Origin of the sequence: Thalassorhabdomicrobium marinisediminis (assembly GCF_003072065.1) — a bacterium.
In the GTDB taxonomy this organism is placed as follows: Bacteria; Pseudomonadota; Alphaproteobacteria; order Rhodobacterales; family Rhodobacteraceae; genus Octadecabacter; species Octadecabacter marinisediminis.
The window spans coordinates 116,532-132,701 of the sequence record NZ_QCYG01000004.1 but is presented as its reverse complement, the minus strand read 5'-3'; the positions used below and the strand labels follow the sequence as shown (position 1 = coordinate 132,701).

Sequence of the window (16,170 nt, the reverse complement as noted above, 5' to 3'; positions counted from 1 at the left end):
AAAACGCGCGGCCGGTGTTGTCGGCAGACGGCGGCCTGATAGGTTCGCCGGATTGTAGAATGAGGGCTTGAGATGTCGCAAAGGGCCGATCTCGACACCGCCTTGCAGACCCATGCCGATTTCCTAGCCGGCGGGCATGATTTTCAGGGTGATATTTCCATGCTTGCCACAAGCGAGCTGGTGGGCACGATCCTAGAGACGGCGATGCTCGCCTCGAACATGCGGTTTGCTGCCGTCGCCCGCGTGACCGGTGACCGCTGGGTGGCCTGCCGCACCGTGGACGAGATCAATTTCGGCATGCTCGAAGGCGACGAGATCGAGATCAACTCCACCTTCTGCCGCAGCGTGCGCGACACCGCCGAGATGGTGATTTTCAACGATGTGAACACCGATGAGGTCTATCAAAACCACCCCATCGCCGCGAAGTTCGGCATCGTCAGCTATGCGTCGATCCCGATCTATCGCACCGACAAAAGCTTCTTCGGCACCCTTTGTGTGATCGACACGGAACCGCGCAACGTCAAGAACCCCAAGGTCGTGGCGATGCTGAAGATGTTCGCCGATGTCATCGGCCAGAGCCTCGAGACCGAGGAGCGGCTTGAGGCGCAGACCCGCAAGGTCGAGGAAGAGCGCAAGCTCTCGCGCGTGCAGGAAGAATTCGTCGCCGTTCTGGGCCACGACCTGCGCAACCCCGTGGCGGCCTTCGGCTCGGGCCTGCGCCAGTTGGCCAAGCTGGACCTGCCGCCCAAGGCGCAACAGATCGTGCCGATGATGCAATCCTCGCTATACCGCATGAACGATCTGATCGAGAATATCCTGCTGCATGCCAAGGCGCGGATGGGCGGCGGCATCCAGATCACCGCCATCCCCGATGCCCCCCTTGCCGAGGCCATCGAACACGTCGTGGAAGAGGTGCGCATGGCCTCGCCCGAGCGCGAGATCAATCTTGATATCGACATCCGGCATGCGGTGTCCTGCGATGCCCCGCGTATCGCGCAAGCGGTGGCCAATCTCGTCTCGAACGCGGTGCGGCACGGCACCCCAGACACCCCGATTGACGTGCGTGGCACCAGCGACGAACGCGAAGTGTCGATCGCCATCACGAATGAAGGGCAGGCCGTGCCGGAGACGGTGCAACAATCCCTGTTCCAGCCGTTCCAGCGGGGCGCGAGCGCGTCGGATGAAGGGCTGGGCCTTGGCCTCTACATCGCCTCGACCATCGCCACCGCGCACAACGGCCGGATCGAAGTCGAAACCAAGGACGCCAAGACGACCTTCGCGTTCAAACTGCCCTTGGGGCTTGAGGTCACCTAGGCCCTCTGCCCCCGCGCGTGCCTAGCCCACGTGGAACAGCGACTGGAACAGGCGCGGATCAAGGGATTCCTCCGCAAAGGTCCTCCCTTCGGTTAGCACTGACACCGCGTCATGACTGTGCAGGCTTTCCTGATGGCTGGCGACCACGCGATAATCGCGGATGCGCGGATCGTCGTTGAGGTTCTGCGCGAACAGCCGTGCGGCATCCTCGACAAAGATCGGATGTGCGGCGTTGAGTTCGGCAAAAGCCTGTTCATCCTCGCGCTTGACCATCACCTGCGTCTCGGTCGGCACCGCGCGGCGGCACAGGTCGATCAAATCCTCGAACCAGAGCACCCCCTGGTCGCTGTCGAGTTCCACCGACACCCGCGCGACCGAGCGTTGCGAATGGGGTGTCGCAAGCTGCCCGCGATGCTGGCGTGCATGTTCGCTGAGTTCCAGCGAACACGGGCAGGTCGAGGAATAGACATAGTCGAGGTGGATGATCTTCTTGCGCGCCCCTGCGCTTTCGATGAGCTCAAGCGCGATGTCATAATATTGATAGCCCGTCAGCCCCGAGCGCAGGGAATTGACCCGCATCGGAAAGGAAAACCGCATCATGATGCGCGCGTCGAAACTCTCCAGATCGGTCTTGTAGGCGTCGAGGGCGGCGTCGATCACCTCGAACGAGAAGGTCTTTTCCGCGTGCTTGTAGAAGGTCCGCATGATGCGGGACATATTGATGCCCTTCTTCTCTGCCTCAAGGCTGACCGTGCCAGTGACGCTGGTCTCAAGCGTGAGATCATCCCCGTCGCGGCGGTGGAACCGGATCGGCAGGCGGAAATTGCTGATGCCCACGTGCTGGATCGCCCGCTTGGCCCCGCGGATCAGGCTGCTGGGGCCGTTCTGCAGGTCGGGCATGGTAGCGCGGTAAACCTCATCGGCCTCGAACTCTTCGGGATAGGCGCGGGCCAGCGCGGGGTAATTGCTCACCTCCTGCCCCGGCAGGAAACGGGACACGAGCGGATCAAGTTCCGCCACCTCCTCCGGGCTCGCTTGCGCCGCCCAGCGCCGCAGAACGGCCAAAGCCTCGGCCGCTTCGTCCTTGGTCAGGGTGTCATCAAGGGTGTTCGACTGAATATTCATCTTTCGTCCTTCGGACCATGCCCGCAGACTGTAAACATAAGGGGCTTTGTCCCCTTTTGCCATGGCCGGACCGGGCAAAGGACCGCGTTCCCGACAGACGCGCGCCGGAATGCGGCACGAAATACGCGGTCAGATCGCCGCAAGCGCGGTGCGCAGATCGTCGATCAGGTCGTCCGCATCCTCCAGCCCCGCCGATAGGCGCACCAACCCGCCGCTGATGCCCAAAAGGTCCTTCTGGTCTTGCGGCAGGCGTTGATGGGTGGTGGTGGCCGGATGGGTGACGATGGATTTCGCATCGGCGAAATTGTTGGAAATGGTGAACAACTCCAAAGCGTTGAGGAAGCTGAAACAGGCCTCTTTGCCGCCTTTGACCTCAAGCGTCATCACCGTGCCGCCGGTCTCGGCCTGTGAGCGGGCCAAGGCGTGTTGCGGGTGGGCGGAATGGGTCGGGTAGCGCACAGCCGCAAGCTTCGGATGCCCGTCCAGCGCTTCGGCAATGGCCATCGCCGTGCGGGACTGTTGCCGCACGCGCAGGTCCAGCGTTTCCAGTGCTTTGAGGTGCGTCCAAGCGGTAAACGGGTTCATCGCCCCGCCGGTGTGCTTCAAATAGGCTTCGATCGGGCCGCGGATCAACTCCTTGCTGCCGGCGATCAGGCCGCCCAGCATCCGGCCCTGCCCGTCCACGTGTTTGGTGGTCGACACGACCGCCAGATCGGCCCCGCAGTCCGCCGCATAGGAATAGATCGGGGTGGCCATCACGTCGTCGACGATAACCTTGGCCCCCACGCCATGGGCAAGTTTGCAGACATGGGCCAGATCGATGATTTCCAGTGTGGGGTTCGAGATGCTTTCAAGGAACACCAGCGTCGTTTCGGGGCGGATCGCTGCCGCCCAAGCGCTGTTGTCGGTGCCATCGACCAACGTGATCTCCACCCCGAAGCGGGCCAGAATCTCTTCGAGGACATAAAGACATGACCCGAAGAGCGCGCGGCTGCTGACCACGTGATCGCCCGCCTTCGACAGCGCCATCAACGCCCCCGAGACCGCGGCCATCCCCGAGGTGCAGGCGAACCCGTCCGCATAGCCCAGCATATCGGCCATCCGGTCCTCGAACATGCGTACGGTGGGGTTGCCGTAGCGGGCGTAGATGAACTCATCCTCGCCCAAGGCCTCGAACCGCGCCTCGGCGGCTTCCGCCGTCGGATAGACGAACCCCTGCGTGAGAAATAGCGCCTCGCTCACCTCGCCATAGGCGCTGCGACGGGTGCCCGCGTGAACCGCCCGGGTGCGCTTGTTCCAGTTTTTCTTCGTGGCCATCCTGCCCTCCTGCTGGCAAACAAAAACCCTGATACCGGGCAAGGTATCAGGGCTGCGCCTGTCCCTTTTAGCGGCATGTTTAAAGTGGCCCGCAATCCGGTAACAAATCGCCACTGCGGGTTCGATACGCCTGCGGCCCGGTTGCGTCAATGGTTTTGCACAGCGCAAAGGGCGCAACGGGCCCGCGCATAAGGGTCGCGCCGCTAACATTTTCTTCACGTCTATGGGCGACGGTTCCGCGGGTGTGTCACGGAGGGTGCGATGACAAAACGCGAAGAGCGGTATCCAGCAAAATTTCCGGTCGTTCTGCGCAAGGGGCCGGAAATGTTCAGCGCGACCATTTGCAACATCAGCCGTGGCGGCGGCTGTATCCTTGGGGTGCCGTCGCTGCAAAAGGGCGACACCATCGTGTTGGACTACGGCGCGGGCCAGACGCGGGCGACCGCCGTCTGGACCATGGCGCAGATGACCGGGCTGAAGTTCGAAAGCCGTCTGTCGAGGAACGGGCTGAACGCGATCCGGGTGCTGTCGACCCCGGTGTAAGTCAGCCGTCTTCGCCTTCGGGCTCGATAACATAGGACTGGAGCGAGACGATCTGCAGCCAGAGGTAAAGGAACAGCGCCAGCGGAAAGCCGAACGTCTCGATCTTGACCCAGGCGTCCGTGGACATGGTGCGCCAGATCACTTCGTTGGCGATGGCCAGCGCCGCGAACCCCAGCGCCAAACGGCGCGTCAGGATCATCCAGCCTTCGTGCTCCATGGGGATCATCTCGCCCATGACCCATTGCAAAAGGCTTTTGCCGCGCAGCAGCCCCAGCCCCAGAAGCACCGCGAACAAGCCGTTAACGATCGTTGTCTTCATCTTAAAGAACCGCTCATCGTTGAACCATGCGGTGAGCGCGCCAAAGAAGATCACCATGAAGGCGGTGAACACCTGAATCCGGCTGAGTTTTCCCGTCAGCGCCCACAGGACGCCCATGGCCACCAGCAGGATCGGCACAAAGATGACCGTGGCGGCGATGAAGCCGGAATATTCCGTGCTGCCAATCACATAAACCTCGTCCTTGATCCGCAAATAGAGCAGAAAGAACACGACGGTCGGCCCCAGTTCGAGGGCCTGTTTCAGGGCGGGGTTGATCTTTTTCTCAGCCATGCCTTCCCTTACCTGCCAATCCCGCGCTTTGCAGCCCCCAAAGCGAACCGGTGGGCGGTCGCATCGGTCCTGTGGCCTGCGTGATGGCGCGGGGCCTACTTCGCGGGGCTCGCGGGCGTCCAGTTGACCTGCACCGACACCCCGGCCAGCGCTTCGCCGATCTGCGCATCCGTTGCCTCCTGTTGCAAGGTCGCGACCTGCCTCATGCGGGCGGCATCAAGACGCGGATTGGCCGAGATCTGGACCCGCGCCGTTCCCCGCGGGCGGGGCAGCGACTCGATGAATTTCACCAAGGCGGCGCGACTGGCGTCGGTCAAGGTCGTGCGGGACACTCTCCCGAGCGCCGAAACTGCTTGTGATTTGAGCGTGTCCACCTGCGCGGCCGGCGGCGTCTCGCCCTGCTCCAGCAGCGACAGCGCCAAGGGCAGCCCGAGCAGACGCTCGAACCAGCCGCCAAAGGTCGCCGACATCGTCAGACTGCGCAGCCCGACGGTCTGCAAACTGGCCGCCATCGTATCGCTGTTGGTAAAGTTCACACCTTCGAACCGGGCCGTAAGCGAGAGCCGGTTGCCTTCATCGAACACTAGCAGCGCCTCATCCACGACAAGGGCGTTCTGCAAACCATCCCAGCGCAGGGCCGCGCGAAACTGTGTGACCACGGGTTCGGCCTGAAGCGACAGGGCGTAGGCGAGCACGGGATCGTCCGTTTGCGGCACCATGGTCAGGTTGCGGCCGCGCACCTCAAGCGCGCGGGGCGGCAGGTCGTCGTCGATGAAGCGAGCGATGTCCGTGGCGCGCCAGCGCAGCTGTCCGAGCTGCCACCTTTGCTGACCCGCCCCCTGCAGGTGGTAATTCTCGACCACGCACCAGCCTTCGTTGTCCGGCGCGGCTGTGCTGCCCTCGGCCGGAACGCCGGTAATCTCGGCCAGCGCGGCCCAACTGTCGGTGCAATGGGCCGCAGTCATGCGGTCCTGCGCGGCGACGGGCTGCGCCAGCAGCGGGGCGGCGATCAGCGCCGCGATGAGGGCGAGGCCTTTCATCGCGTCACTCCGATCAGCGCATCTGCAAATTCTTCGGGATCGAACGGCGACAAGTCGTCGATCTGTTCGCCCACCCCGATGGCGTGGATCGGCAGGCCGAACTTGTCGGCAAGCGCCACCAGCACGCCGCCCTTGGCGGTGCCGTCCAGCTTGGTCATGACAAGGCCGCTTACATCCGCCAACTGCTGGAACGTCTGCACCTGCGACACCGCGTTCTGCCCCGTCGTCGCATCCAGCACCAGAAGCGTGTTATGCGGGGCGTCGGGGTCCTTTTTGCGGATCACGCGGACGATCTTGGACAGTTCCTCCATCAGGTCGGCGCGGTTCTGCAGCCGCCCTGCCGTGTCGATCATCAACAGATCCGCACCATCGCGGGCGGCCTGTTCCATGGCGTCGAAGGCCAGACTGGCCGGGTCGCTGCCCTCAGGCGCGGTCAACACCGGCACCCCGGCGCGCTCACCCCAGACCTGCAACTGTTCGACCGCAGCGGCACGGAACGTATCCCCGGCGGCGATCACCACCTTCTTGCCCGCCGCCTGAAACTGGCTGGCCAGCTTGCCGATCGTCGTTGTCTTGCCGGACCCGTTGACGCCGACGACCAGCACGACCTGCGGCTTCGTGGGATACAGCGGCATCGGCCGGGCCACCGGCTCCATGATGCGGGCAACCTCACGGGCGAGCAATTCCTTGATCTCTTGCGTGGACAGCCGTTTTCCGAACCGGCCTTCGGCCATGTTCGCGGTCACGCGCAGGGCGGTATCAACGCCCATATCTGCCGAGATCAGCAGCTCTTCAAGCTGTTCGAGCATGTCATCGTCCAACTCGCGCCGGACCACGCCCCGCCCCTCGGAGCGGCCCAGAAGACGCCCGATCAGGCCGGGTTTTGCGGCCTCTTCGGCGCGGCGGGCCTCCTCCGCCTGACGGGCAGCCTCTTGCTGGCGGGTGGCCTCGGCCTCTCGCGCGGCTTGCGCCTGCCGGGCGGCCTCGGCGCGGCGGGCGGCTTCTGCGGCTTCGGCTTCGCGCGCGCGGGCGGCGTCTTCGGCCCGGGCCTGTGCGGCCGCGGCGGCTTCGGCGGCGGCGCGGTTGGCCGCCTCCGACGCGGCTTGATCCTGCGCGGCGCGTTCCGCTTCGGCTGCGGCTTGTGCGGCCTGCTCGGCGCGGTGGCGTTCGGCCTCGGCCGCTTCGGTATCGGCGCGGGCCTTGGCCTCACGCGCGGCGGTTGCGGCCTGTTGCTCGGCTTCGGCTTGGCGCAGCACCTCGGCCTGCTCTTGCGCGGCGCGATCCGCGGCCGCCGCCGCTTCGGCCCGGCGGGCGTGGTCGGCCGCATCGGCTGCGCCATCCGGTTGCGCGGCAGGGTCGATCCGGTCCTCCGTGCCGCCTTCATTGACGATGGCATCCAGCCCGTCCTCGATCTTCGACGAGGACTTGAACATGCGATCTTTGAGCTTTTTGAAAAACGCCATTGCGGGCTCCGTTGCGGGTTTTCCTACACCTAATCCTCCGACGGGACAGAAGGAACCCGGACCTGTGAAATTTCCGCCCGGCCCCTGTGCGACCTGCGCAAAGCGGGCTAGACTGCGCCGAGCCCGCTGACAGGACCGCGCCCCGTGCCCCATCCCCTGCCCGTTTTCTATCTTGCCACGTTGACCGCGCCGCTGCTGGTGGCCGCAGGTGCGCTTTGGGGCGGCATCTGGTCGGTGGCCGGCGTGCTCTGGATGACGGCGCTGACGGCGCTGTTGGACCGTTTGGTAAGCGTGACCCTGCCCGTGGTCGAGGGGGACGAGTTTCCCGCCGCGGATCATCTGACCCGCACGCTGGCGCTGGTGCATTTCCTGCTGTGGCTGCTGGTGATCGCCGCGCTGTCCGGATGGACCGGACTTGGCGGTTGGGAAAAGCTGGGCGTGTTCCTCGGGGCGGGGCTGTTCATGGGGCAAGTGAGCAATTCGAACGCGCACGAGCTGATCCACCGCCCGGCGCGGCACCTGCGCCGCCTGGGCCGCTGGGTCTATATCTCGCTGTTGTTCGGGCATCACGCATCGGCCCATCCGCTGGTGCATCACGTCCACGTCGGAACCCGCGCCGACCCCAGCACCGCCCGTCTTGGCGAAGGGTTCTACCGGTTCTGGGGGCGTGCCTGGATCGGCGGGTTCCGCGACGGGCTGCGGGCGGAGACCCGGCGAAGCGCGCGCAGCGGACGGCCCCGGTGGCGGCATCCTTACCTTGGCTATCTGGTCGGGGCCGTAGCTGTGCTGGTGCTTGCGTTTGTCATCGGCGGCGGTGCGGGCGTGCTTTGGGCGGTGCTTCTGGCGATCTTCGCGCAAAGCCAGCTGATGCTTTCCGATTACGTGCAACACTATGGACTACAACGTAAAATCGGGGCCGATGGTCGGGCCGAGCCTGTGGGGTCGGCGCAGTCCTGGAACGCACCGCAACCGGCCTCTTCCGCGCTGATGTTGAACGCGCCGCGCCATTCGGACCACCATTGCTCCCCGAGCCGTGCCTTCCCCGGCCTTGCGTTGGACGCCGACATGCCGATGTTGCCGCGGTCCTTACCGGTGATGGCCAGCCTCGCGCTGGTGCCGCCGCTTTGGAAGCGCGTGATGAACCCGCGCGCCGCCCGGTGGCGGGTGGACGGCGGGGGCGGCGGGGACGCGCGATAGCCCTTGCTGGCGCGAGGGCGTTGAACGGCCTGAAGGGGGCTTTGCCCCCGGCCCGGACTGGTCCGGGCCTCCCCCAAGGTATTTTTAAACCAGAGAAGTCAGAAAAGATCGCCCTGCTCAGGGGTGGGGGGCTTTGGTTTCGAAGGCTTCGCGCGGGCGACGGGCTGGGCGGCGTCGGGGCGCAGGGTTCCGTCGGCGAACTCGATCTCAAGGCTGCGGGCCGCCTTGGCCGCTTTCGCCGTTGTGACGACCGCCCCGTCGCCGCGCACCACCGCGTAGCCACGTTTGAGCGTTTCCCGATAGCCCAGCGTTTCGCGCATCCGGTCGAGCCCGTCGAGCCGGTGGCGGTGCCGGTCCACCTGCCCATTGGCGGCGGCAGACAGGCGGCGCAACAGACCGGTCAGACGTTCCTCCGCTTGCGCGCGTTTTGCCTCTAAGGTTTGGGGGCGTAGACGGCCCGCTTGCTGGGCCAAGTCACGCCGCGCTTGCGTTGTCGAGCGGGCGAGCGCGGGCCCGAGCCGCGCGTCCAGCCCGGTCAGCCGGTCGTGGTTCTGCCGCAGACGGTTGCCCAACATGGTCGGGCGCAGCAGGCCGCTTGCCTTGCCCAGTTGCATCTGGCCCGCCGTCACCCGCCCGATCAGCGCCGCATCAAGCTTTTCCGACCAGTAATCATACCGTTGCTTGGCATCATCGGTCAGCTGCGCGGGCTTTGGCACGACACGCCAGAGGTCGGCGACACGCTGTTTACGCCGTGTCACCCCCTCCCCCGCGGCGCGACCGGCGCGCGCGCCCAGCTGGTCCACCGCCGCCAACAGGTCGAGCCGCACCGGCACCGCCATCTCCGCCGCAGCCGATGGGGTCGGTGCGCGCCGGTCCGACACGTAATCGATCAACGTGGTATCGGTTTCATGCCCGACCGCCGAAATCAGCGGAATATCCGACGCCGCCGCCGCCCGGGCCACGTCCTCTTCGTTGAAGCCCCAAAGATCCTCGATCGAGCCGCCCCCGCGCGCGACGATGATCAGATCGGGCCGCGGCAAGGCCCCGCCCGGCGTCATCGCGTTGAACCTGGCGATGGCCTGCGCCACCTGCGGCGCGCAGGCTTTGCCCTGCACCGCCACCGGCCAGACCAGAACTTTGCGGGGGAACCGGTCTTTCAGGCGGTGCAGAATGTCACGGATCACCGCGCCGGTGGGCGATGTGATGACGCCGATCACCTCGGGGAGGAACGGCAGGGGGCGTTTCCGCTCCGCTGCAAAAAGGCCTTCTGCCGCAAGTGCCTTCTTGCGTTTGTCGAGCATCGCCATCAACGCGCCGACCCCTGCCACCGCCACCTCGGTCGCGTTCAGCTGGTATTTCGACTGGCTGCCGAAGGTGGTCATCCGCCCCGAGACGACGACCTCCATCCCCTCTTCGGGGATCACCGACAGGGCGGAGACCTGCCCTTTCCACGTGGTACAGGCGAGCACGTTGCGGTCGTCTTTGAGGTCGAAATACAGATGCCCCGAGCGCGCGCGCACCACGCGCCCCACCTCGGCCTTGACGCGCACATGGCCGAATTCACCTTCGATGGTGCGTTTGACCGCGCCAGACAGTTCGCTGACGGTAAACTCCGGCGTATTGCCAGCGCTTTGCGGTTCGTCGATCAGGTCCATGGGCATGTTTTTCGGGCTCTTGTGCTGCTTTGGCGGCCACTCTAGAACGCAGCCAAGCGGAAGGGAAACCGATATGAACATCCTGATCTTGGGCGGCGGCGGGCGGGAGCACAGCCTCGCCTGGGCGGTCAAACAGAACCCCAAATGCGACCGCCTGTTCGTGGCGCCCGGCAATGCGGGCATCGCGCAGATCGCGGAATGCGCCGACCTTGAGATCAAGAACGGTGACGAGGTCGCCGGGTTCTGCGCCGAGAATGCCGTGGATTTCGTGATCATCGGCCCCGAAGCCCCGTTGGCCGCAGGCGTGGCCGATACCCTGCGCGCGGATGGGCTGCTGGTCTTCGGCTGCTCGCAAGAGGCCGCGCGGCTGGAATCGTCGAAAGCCTTCACCAAGGCCATCTGCGACGCCTGCGCTGCCCCGACCGCCGCCTATGCCCGCTTTACCGAAGCCAGTGCCGCCAAGGATTACGTCAGCCGCACCGGCGTGCCAATTGTTATCAAGGCCGACGGTCTGGCCGCCGGCAAAGGCGTCGTCGTGGCCACCGACCTTGCCACCGCCAATGCCGCCATCGACGACATGCTGGGCGGGCAGTTTGGCGCGGCGAGCGCCGAGGTGGTGATCGAAGACTTCATGGAGGGCGAAGAAGCTTCGTTCTTTCTTCTCTGCGACGGAGAGACCGTGCTCCCCATAGGCACCGCGCAGGATCACAAACGCGCTTTCGACGGGGACACTGGCCCCAACACCGGCGGCATGGGCGCCTATTCCCCCGCGCCCGTCCTCACAGAGGCCATCGCCCAACGCGCCATGACCGAAATCATCGAGCCGACTGTCGCGGAGATGGCCCGGCGGGGCACCCCGTTCGAGGGCATCCTCTATGCCGGGCTGATGATCAAGGACGGCACGCCGCGTCTGGTCGAATACAACGTCCGGTTCGGCGATCCGGAATGTCAGGTGCTGATGATGCGCCTCGGCGCGCAGGTGCTGGATCTGCTGCATGCCTGCGCCGAACGCCGCCTGTCCGCGATCGCGCCGGTCTGGGCCGAAGATCATGCGCTCACCGTGGTCATGGCCGCTAAGGGCTATCCCGGCGCTTACGAAAAAGGCACTGTGATCAGCGGCCTAGACGCCCTGCCCGAAACCGCATCCGAGATGACGTTTCACGCGGGCACCGCCATCCAGAACGGCCAGATTATCGCAACGGGGGGCCGCGTGCTCAACATCACCGCGCGCGGTGCGACCCTGCAAGAGGCGCGTGGGAAGGCCTATGCCATGATCGACCAGATCGACTGGCCCGAAGGCTTCTATCGGCGCGACATCGGCCACCGGGCGCTCTGACCCGTCATCTTTGCTTTAAAAATATCCCCGCCGGAGGCGCACGCAAACCACAGGCGATCCTGCCTGCGGCCCTGTGCACCTCTCCCAAAACGAAAAAAGCCGCACCCCCAAGGGCGCGGCTTCTCAGTCAGTTCCGTTACGACTTAAGCCGCCGAAGCGCGACTTTGCAGGGTTTCGGTGATCTCGTTGCCGGCATCGGTTTCATTGCCGTTGCCCGCCGCCGCGATTTCGCGGGTCAGTCGTTCCAGCGCGGCTTCATAAAGCTGACGCTCGGAATAGCTTTGCTCGCGCTGGTCGTCGGCGCGGTGCAGGTCGCGGACGACCTCGGCGATGGCGATCAGGTCGCCGGAGTTGATCTTCTGCTCATACTCCTGCGCCCGGCGCGACCACATGGCTTTCTTGACCTTGGCCTTGCCCTTGAGCGTCTTCATCGCGTCCGCCACCACATCCGGCGCGGAGAGCGAGCGCATGCCCACCTCTTCGGCCTTGTTCGTGGGCACGCGCAGGGTCATCTTGTCCTTCTCGAAGGCGATGACGAACATTTCAAGCTCGAAGCCCGCGACTTCCTGTGTCTCGATCGAGACAATCTTGCCGACCCCGTGCGCGGGATAGACGACATAATCATCGGGGCTGAATTCATTCTTCTTCTTGGCCATGAGCGGTCCTTTCCTCAAAGCGGCATCATCAGACGACAAAAAGCCAGCGGGAACCAAGGGCCCCCGACAGCGTGATGTCACATCTCAATCAGCAATTACGCAGCATTGAGGCCACTATAGCACAAAAATCGTGTGATTCCCATAGCATTCGCGCATGCAGCATGGATGCCGCATCGCGGCGTCGTCAGCCGCCCTCGCCCGGTTTTTCCGAGAAGAGCTCCATCTTGCCCTCTTTGCCGTCCATCTCGTCGGCGTTGGGCAGCGGGTCCTTCTTGGTGATGATCACCGGCCAGGCCTCGGAGTATTTGCGGTTGAACTCGACCCATTTCTCCATGTCCGGCTCGGTGTCGGGGCGGATCGCATCGGCGGGACATTCCGGCTCGCACACGCCGCAGTCGATACATTCGTCGGGATGGATCACCAGCATGTTCTCCCCCTCATAGAAACAATCCACGGGGCAGACTTCGACACAGTCGGTATATTTGCAGGCGATGCAGTTGTCGTTGACGATATAGGTCATGGGTGCGTCCGGATGTTTGGCGGCAAAAGCCGGCTGGCGATTGGCGTTTCTGTAACGGCGGTGAGGCGCGCCTTCAAGGGCTCATGCCCCGGTCGCGTCAACGTGTCCCCTTGAGGGTCTCCATGTCGCGGCGGTCCTTTTTCGTCGGCCGTCCGCCGACGCGCTGCTCGTTCGGTTGGGTTTTGGGCGGCGCGGGTGGGGTCAGGTCTTCGTATAGCGCCTGCGCCTCGGGGGCCGGGCCGCGCCGCACGCCCAGCGCGAGCACGCGGACCACGCGGACCTGATCCTCCTTGGGAAAGGTCAGAACGACGCCGGGCGCGATGGTGCGGGCGGGTTTCGAGACCGGCACCCCGTCCACCCGGCAGCGGCCCGATTTGACCAGCGCCGCCGCCAGCCCGCGCGATTTGAAGAATCGCGCGTGCCAGAGCCATTTGTCCAGCCGCAGCGTATCGGCCGTTTCCGTCAATCCTTTTGCAGGCCGGCCAGCGCGGCGGCGAAAGGATTGTCGGGATCGATCTTCTTTTCCCGCTTGGGCGGCCGGGCGGAGAAGTTCTGCGGCTTGCCACCCTGCCCCTTGCCTTGTCCTTTGCCGGGCGCGCGGCCCTTGCCCTGAGGCTTGCCGCCGCGTTTGCCGTTCGGCGCGCCCTTGCGGTCGCCGTCCCCCTGAGGGCGATTCGCTTGCCGCTTCGGGGCCCAGGTGAAGGTGTAGAAGGTCTCCATCTCTGGCGCGTCGTCCCCGGTGGCGGCATCTTTCTGCGGCTGCGCGGGGTCCGGCAGGTCCGTGGGCGCGTCTTTCGGAACGTCCGGCGCGACGGGGGGGATGTCTTTCGGCGCGGGGGCGGGATTCGGGATCGGGTTGGGCCCGGGGTTCGGGGCCGGGTTGGGGTTGTCCGAGGCGACGTCGCGGGTGGCCACCGGTGCGACGTCCTGGGCCGCCTCGGGGTTGGCTGCATCGATGACCGCATCGGCGGGTGTCTGGCTCTCGCTCTGGGGTTCGGCTCGCATCTTTTCACGCTCTCCCTTGGTGGCCTTGTATCCAAGACCAACCATCAGGTCGGCGAACTGTTCCAGTGTCATGCCGGTGATCGACAGCATATCCGCCGTGGCTTCGAAGCCTGCCCGGGTGTTCTGATCGCGCAGCATGTCCGCCAGCCGTTCCAGCATGTCGATGCGAATCGCACGCTCTCCGGCGGCGCGGTAGCCCGACATGGCGTAGGTGCCCGGGACGACGCCCTGCACCGTCGGCACGGTGACAAGTCCGGGCGGCGGCGCTTCGGGGAACTCCGCCAGACCCTTGGACAGACTCCAGAGCACCAGCCGCAGACGGGTCGGCGCGGGCTTGAGCAGCAGCGGCATGAAGATGGTGAACTGACCAAAACGCACGCCATGCTTGCGCAGAGAGCCGCGCGCGTCCTGATCCAGCGCGCGCACATCCTCGGCCACCTCACCGCGCGGGATGACGCCGAAGCCTTCGACCAGACGGAAGGCAAAGCCCTTGGCCTGCCCCTGCAACGTCTCGTCGTTTTGCATCTTGATCATCGGCTCGAACGCCGTGGCGATCTTGCGGTCGATAAAATGCTGCAAGCGGCGCTGCACCTTCTCGGCCACATCTGCGCTCGCTTCGTCGTCGACAAAGGCCTGCACCGTTGGCTTGAGCGGGTCATTCGATGCCACCAGTTTGCCCACGGCCTCGGTGCCCCACATCAGGCCACCCTGTTCGGTAAAATCAATCTCGGTGTCGGGGGCGTTGTAAAAGCGGTCCGCGCGCAGATGGAACTGCGGCCCCAGCGCCTGCAACGACGCCGCCCGCAGGGTCTTGGCCTCTTCGGGTGTGGCGTTCTTGTCCTGCCGGAACCGGAAGCCTTCGATCTTGCCCACAAACTGCCCTTCGACAGTCACTTCACCTTTGTCGTTTACGTCGGCCACAAGGCCCTCCTTTTGGTTGAGCCGGCGAAGCAGAACGCTGGTCCGCCGGTCCACAAATCTTGCCGTCAGCCGCGCGTGCAGCGCGTCCGATAAGCGGTCTTCTACAGCGCGCGTCGCCCCGCGCCAATGGCTTTCGTCATGCACCCATCCCTTGCGTTGCGCCACATAGGTCCAGGTGCGGATATAGGCGAGCCGTTTGGACAGCGCGTCGATATCCCCGTCGGTGCGGTCGATCCGGTTCACCCGTCCGGCCAACCAGTCGTCGGGGACTTTGCCGTGTTCGTGCAGAAAATTATAGATGTCGGTGAGCAGGGTCGCGTGTTCCGCGCTGCTGATGCCGCGAAAATCGGGAATGCGGCAGACATCCCAGAGCAGCCGGACCGAGGGTCCGTCCGTCGCCCGCGCGGTGACTTCGGCGTCGCCGCTGACGGATTTCAGCGCCGCAAGATCGTCGGATTCGCGCACGCGGGTCAGCCAGGGGTTGTCCGTCCGTTCTTCCAGGGTCTGGATCAGCCGCGCGACCGAGCCGAATTGCAGTTGCGCATTGCGCCACTGCAGCTTCTTGACCGGTGCGAACTGGTTGTTCTCGATGGCCTCAACCACCTGATCGTCGATCAGAGGAGCCTCGCCAGTGACGCCGAAGGTGCCCTTGTTCATGTGCCGCCCCGCGCGCCCGGCGATCTGCGCCAGCTCATTGGGGGCAAGCGGGCGCATCCGCCGGCCGTCGAACTTGGTCAGGCTGGAAAAGGCCACGTGGTCGATATCAAGGTTCAACCCCATGCCGATGGCATCCGTCGCCACGAGATAGTCGACATCGCCGTTTTGATACATCTCCACCTGCGCGTTGCGCGTGCGCGGGCTGAGCGCGCCCATCACCACCGCAGCGCCCCCCTTCTGGCGGCGCAGAAGCTCAGCGATGGCATAAACATTCTCAACCGAGAACCCGACGATTGCGCTGCGCGCGGGCATGCGGCTTATCTTTTTCGAACCTGAATACGTGAGCGTGCTGAACCGCTCCCGCTTCACGAAATCCGCTTCGGGCACCATGCTCGCAATGGCCCCCCACATGGTTTCGGCGCCCATGAACAACGTCTCGTGCAGCCCGCGCATGCGCAATAGACGGTCGGTGAAAACATGACCCCGGTCGAGATCGGCACACAGCTGGATCTCGTCCACGGCCACGAAATCCGCGCCCATGCCCTCGGGCATCGCTTCCACGGTGCAGACCCAATAGGCCGCGCGGGGCGGCACGATCCGCTCTTCCCCCGTCACCAGCGCCACCACCGACGGTCCGCGCACGGCGACGATGCGGTCGTAAACCTCCCGCGCGAGCAGACGCAGCGGCAGGCCGATCACCCCGGTGCGGTGTGCCAGCATCCGTTCAATGGCATAGTGGGTCTTGCCGGTGTTGGTCGGCCCCAGAACAGCCGTGACACGCCCTTGGGACTTTGGCGGAAAACTCATGACA

Annotated in this window: 14 protein-coding genes and 1 riboswitch; of the genes, 4 read left to right on the top strand and 10 right to left on the bottom strand. The window is 64.9% G+C overall.

Annotated features, from left to right (window positions below):
• Window positions 1-72 precede the first annotated feature (72 nt).
• Entirely contained in the window at window positions 73-1,314 is a 1,242-nt protein-coding gene (locus DC363_RS07120; protein WP_108640441.1) for a sensor histidine kinase, read from the top strand.
• 21 nt (window positions 1,315-1,335) lie between these two features.
• Here the strand turns inward: DC363_RS07120 and folE2 are convergent, their stop codons facing one another.
• Window positions 1,336-2,439: a GTP cyclohydrolase FolE2 gene (folE2, locus tag DC363_RS07115; protein WP_108640440.1), complete on the bottom strand. Its 1,104-nt coding sequence runs from the start codon at window positions 2,437-2,439 to the stop codon at window positions 1,336-1,338.
• Between the two features lie 129 nt (window positions 2,440-2,568).
• Window positions 2,569-3,756 (bottom strand): aminotransferase class V-fold PLP-dependent enzyme, encoded by a 1,188-nt coding sequence (locus tag DC363_RS07110; RefSeq protein ID WP_108640439.1) that lies wholly within the window; start codon window positions 3,754-3,756, stop codon window positions 2,569-2,571.
• A gap of 46 nt (window positions 3,757-3,802) precedes the next feature.
• Window positions 3,803-3,880, bottom strand: a riboswitch (SAM riboswitch).
• A 137-nt stretch (window positions 3,881-4,017) separates the two neighbouring features.
• On the opposite strand from DC363_RS07110, the gene DC363_RS07105 reads away from it, so the two are divergent.
• Window positions 4,018-4,299 (top strand): PilZ domain-containing protein, encoded by a 282-nt coding sequence (locus DC363_RS07105; RefSeq protein ID WP_108640438.1) that lies wholly within the window; start codon window positions 4,018-4,020, stop codon window positions 4,297-4,299.
• Window position 4,300: 1 nt separating this feature from the next.
• Here the strand turns inward: DC363_RS07105 and DC363_RS07100 are convergent, their stop codons facing one another.
• From DC363_RS07100 to ftsY, 3 genes are all read right to left on the bottom strand, one after another.
• Complete coding sequence (locus tag DC363_RS07100; protein WP_108640437.1) at window positions 4,301-4,909, bottom strand: inner membrane-spanning protein YciB; 609 nt, start codon at window positions 4,907-4,909, stop codon at window positions 4,301-4,303.
• Window positions 4,910-5,004: 95 nt separating this feature from the next.
• Window positions 5,005-5,949 carry a hypothetical protein gene (locus DC363_RS07095; protein ID WP_108640436.1) on the bottom strand — a complete coding sequence of 315 codons (945 nt, stop codon included), beginning with the start codon at window positions 5,947-5,949 and terminating at the stop codon, window positions 5,005-5,007.
• Window positions 5,946-7,412, bottom strand: a complete 1,467-nt coding sequence (gene ftsY / locus DC363_RS07090) for a signal recognition particle-docking protein FtsY (RefSeq protein ID WP_241962950.1) — start codon at window positions 7,410-7,412, stop codon at window positions 5,946-5,948. Before ftsY ends, DC363_RS07095 begins: the two co-directional genes overlap by 4 nt.
• A 144-nt stretch (window positions 7,413-7,556) precedes the next feature.
• Between ftsY and DC363_RS07080 the strand changes: the two genes are divergently transcribed.
• Complete coding sequence (locus tag DC363_RS07080; RefSeq protein ID WP_108640434.1) at window positions 7,557-8,609, top strand: alkane 1-monooxygenase; 1,053 nt, start codon at window positions 7,557-7,559, stop codon at window positions 8,607-8,609.
• A gap of 98 nt (window positions 8,610-8,707) precedes the next feature.
• On the opposite strand, the gene xseA is transcribed toward DC363_RS07080, so the two are convergent.
• The gene (xseA, locus tag DC363_RS07075) at window positions 8,708-10,264 is read right to left on the bottom strand and encodes an exodeoxyribonuclease VII large subunit (RefSeq protein WP_108640645.1); all 1,557 of its coding nucleotides are present in this window, start codon (window positions 10,262-10,264) and stop codon (window positions 8,708-8,710) included.
• 73 nt (window positions 10,265-10,337) lie between these two features.
• On the opposite strand from xseA, the gene purD reads away from it, so the two are divergent.
• Window positions 10,338-11,600, top strand: a complete 1,263-nt coding sequence (gene purD, locus DC363_RS07070; protein ID WP_108640433.1) for a phosphoribosylamine--glycine ligase — start codon at window positions 10,338-10,340, stop codon at window positions 11,598-11,600.
• Window positions 11,601-11,743: 143 nt separating this feature from the next.
• On the opposite strand, the gene DC363_RS07065 is transcribed toward purD, so the two are convergent.
• From DC363_RS07065 to DC363_RS07050, 4 genes are all read right to left on the bottom strand, one after another.
• A complete protein-coding gene (locus DC363_RS07065; RefSeq protein WP_108640432.1) occupies window positions 11,744-12,256 on the bottom strand; it encodes a CarD family transcriptional regulator in 513 nt (170 codons plus the stop codon).
• Between the two features lie 184 nt (window positions 12,257-12,440).
• Window positions 12,441-12,776 carry a ferredoxin FdxA gene (fdxA, locus tag DC363_RS07060; RefSeq protein ID WP_108640431.1) on the bottom strand — a complete coding sequence of 112 codons (336 nt, stop codon included), beginning with the start codon at window positions 12,774-12,776 and terminating at the stop codon, window positions 12,441-12,443.
• A 97-nt stretch (window positions 12,777-12,873) separates the two neighbouring features.
• Window positions 12,874-13,242 carry an RNA-binding S4 domain-containing protein gene (locus tag DC363_RS07055; protein ID WP_108640430.1) on the bottom strand — a complete coding sequence of 123 codons (369 nt, stop codon included), beginning with the start codon at window positions 13,240-13,242 and terminating at the stop codon, window positions 12,874-12,876.
• Window positions 13,239-16,166 (bottom strand): helicase-related protein, encoded by a 2,928-nt coding sequence (locus DC363_RS07050; RefSeq protein ID WP_108640429.1) that lies wholly within the window; start codon window positions 16,164-16,166, stop codon window positions 13,239-13,241. The genes DC363_RS07055 and DC363_RS07050 overlap by 4 nt, the downstream gene beginning before the upstream one ends.
• Between the last annotated feature and the right edge of the window lie 4 nt (window positions 16,167-16,170).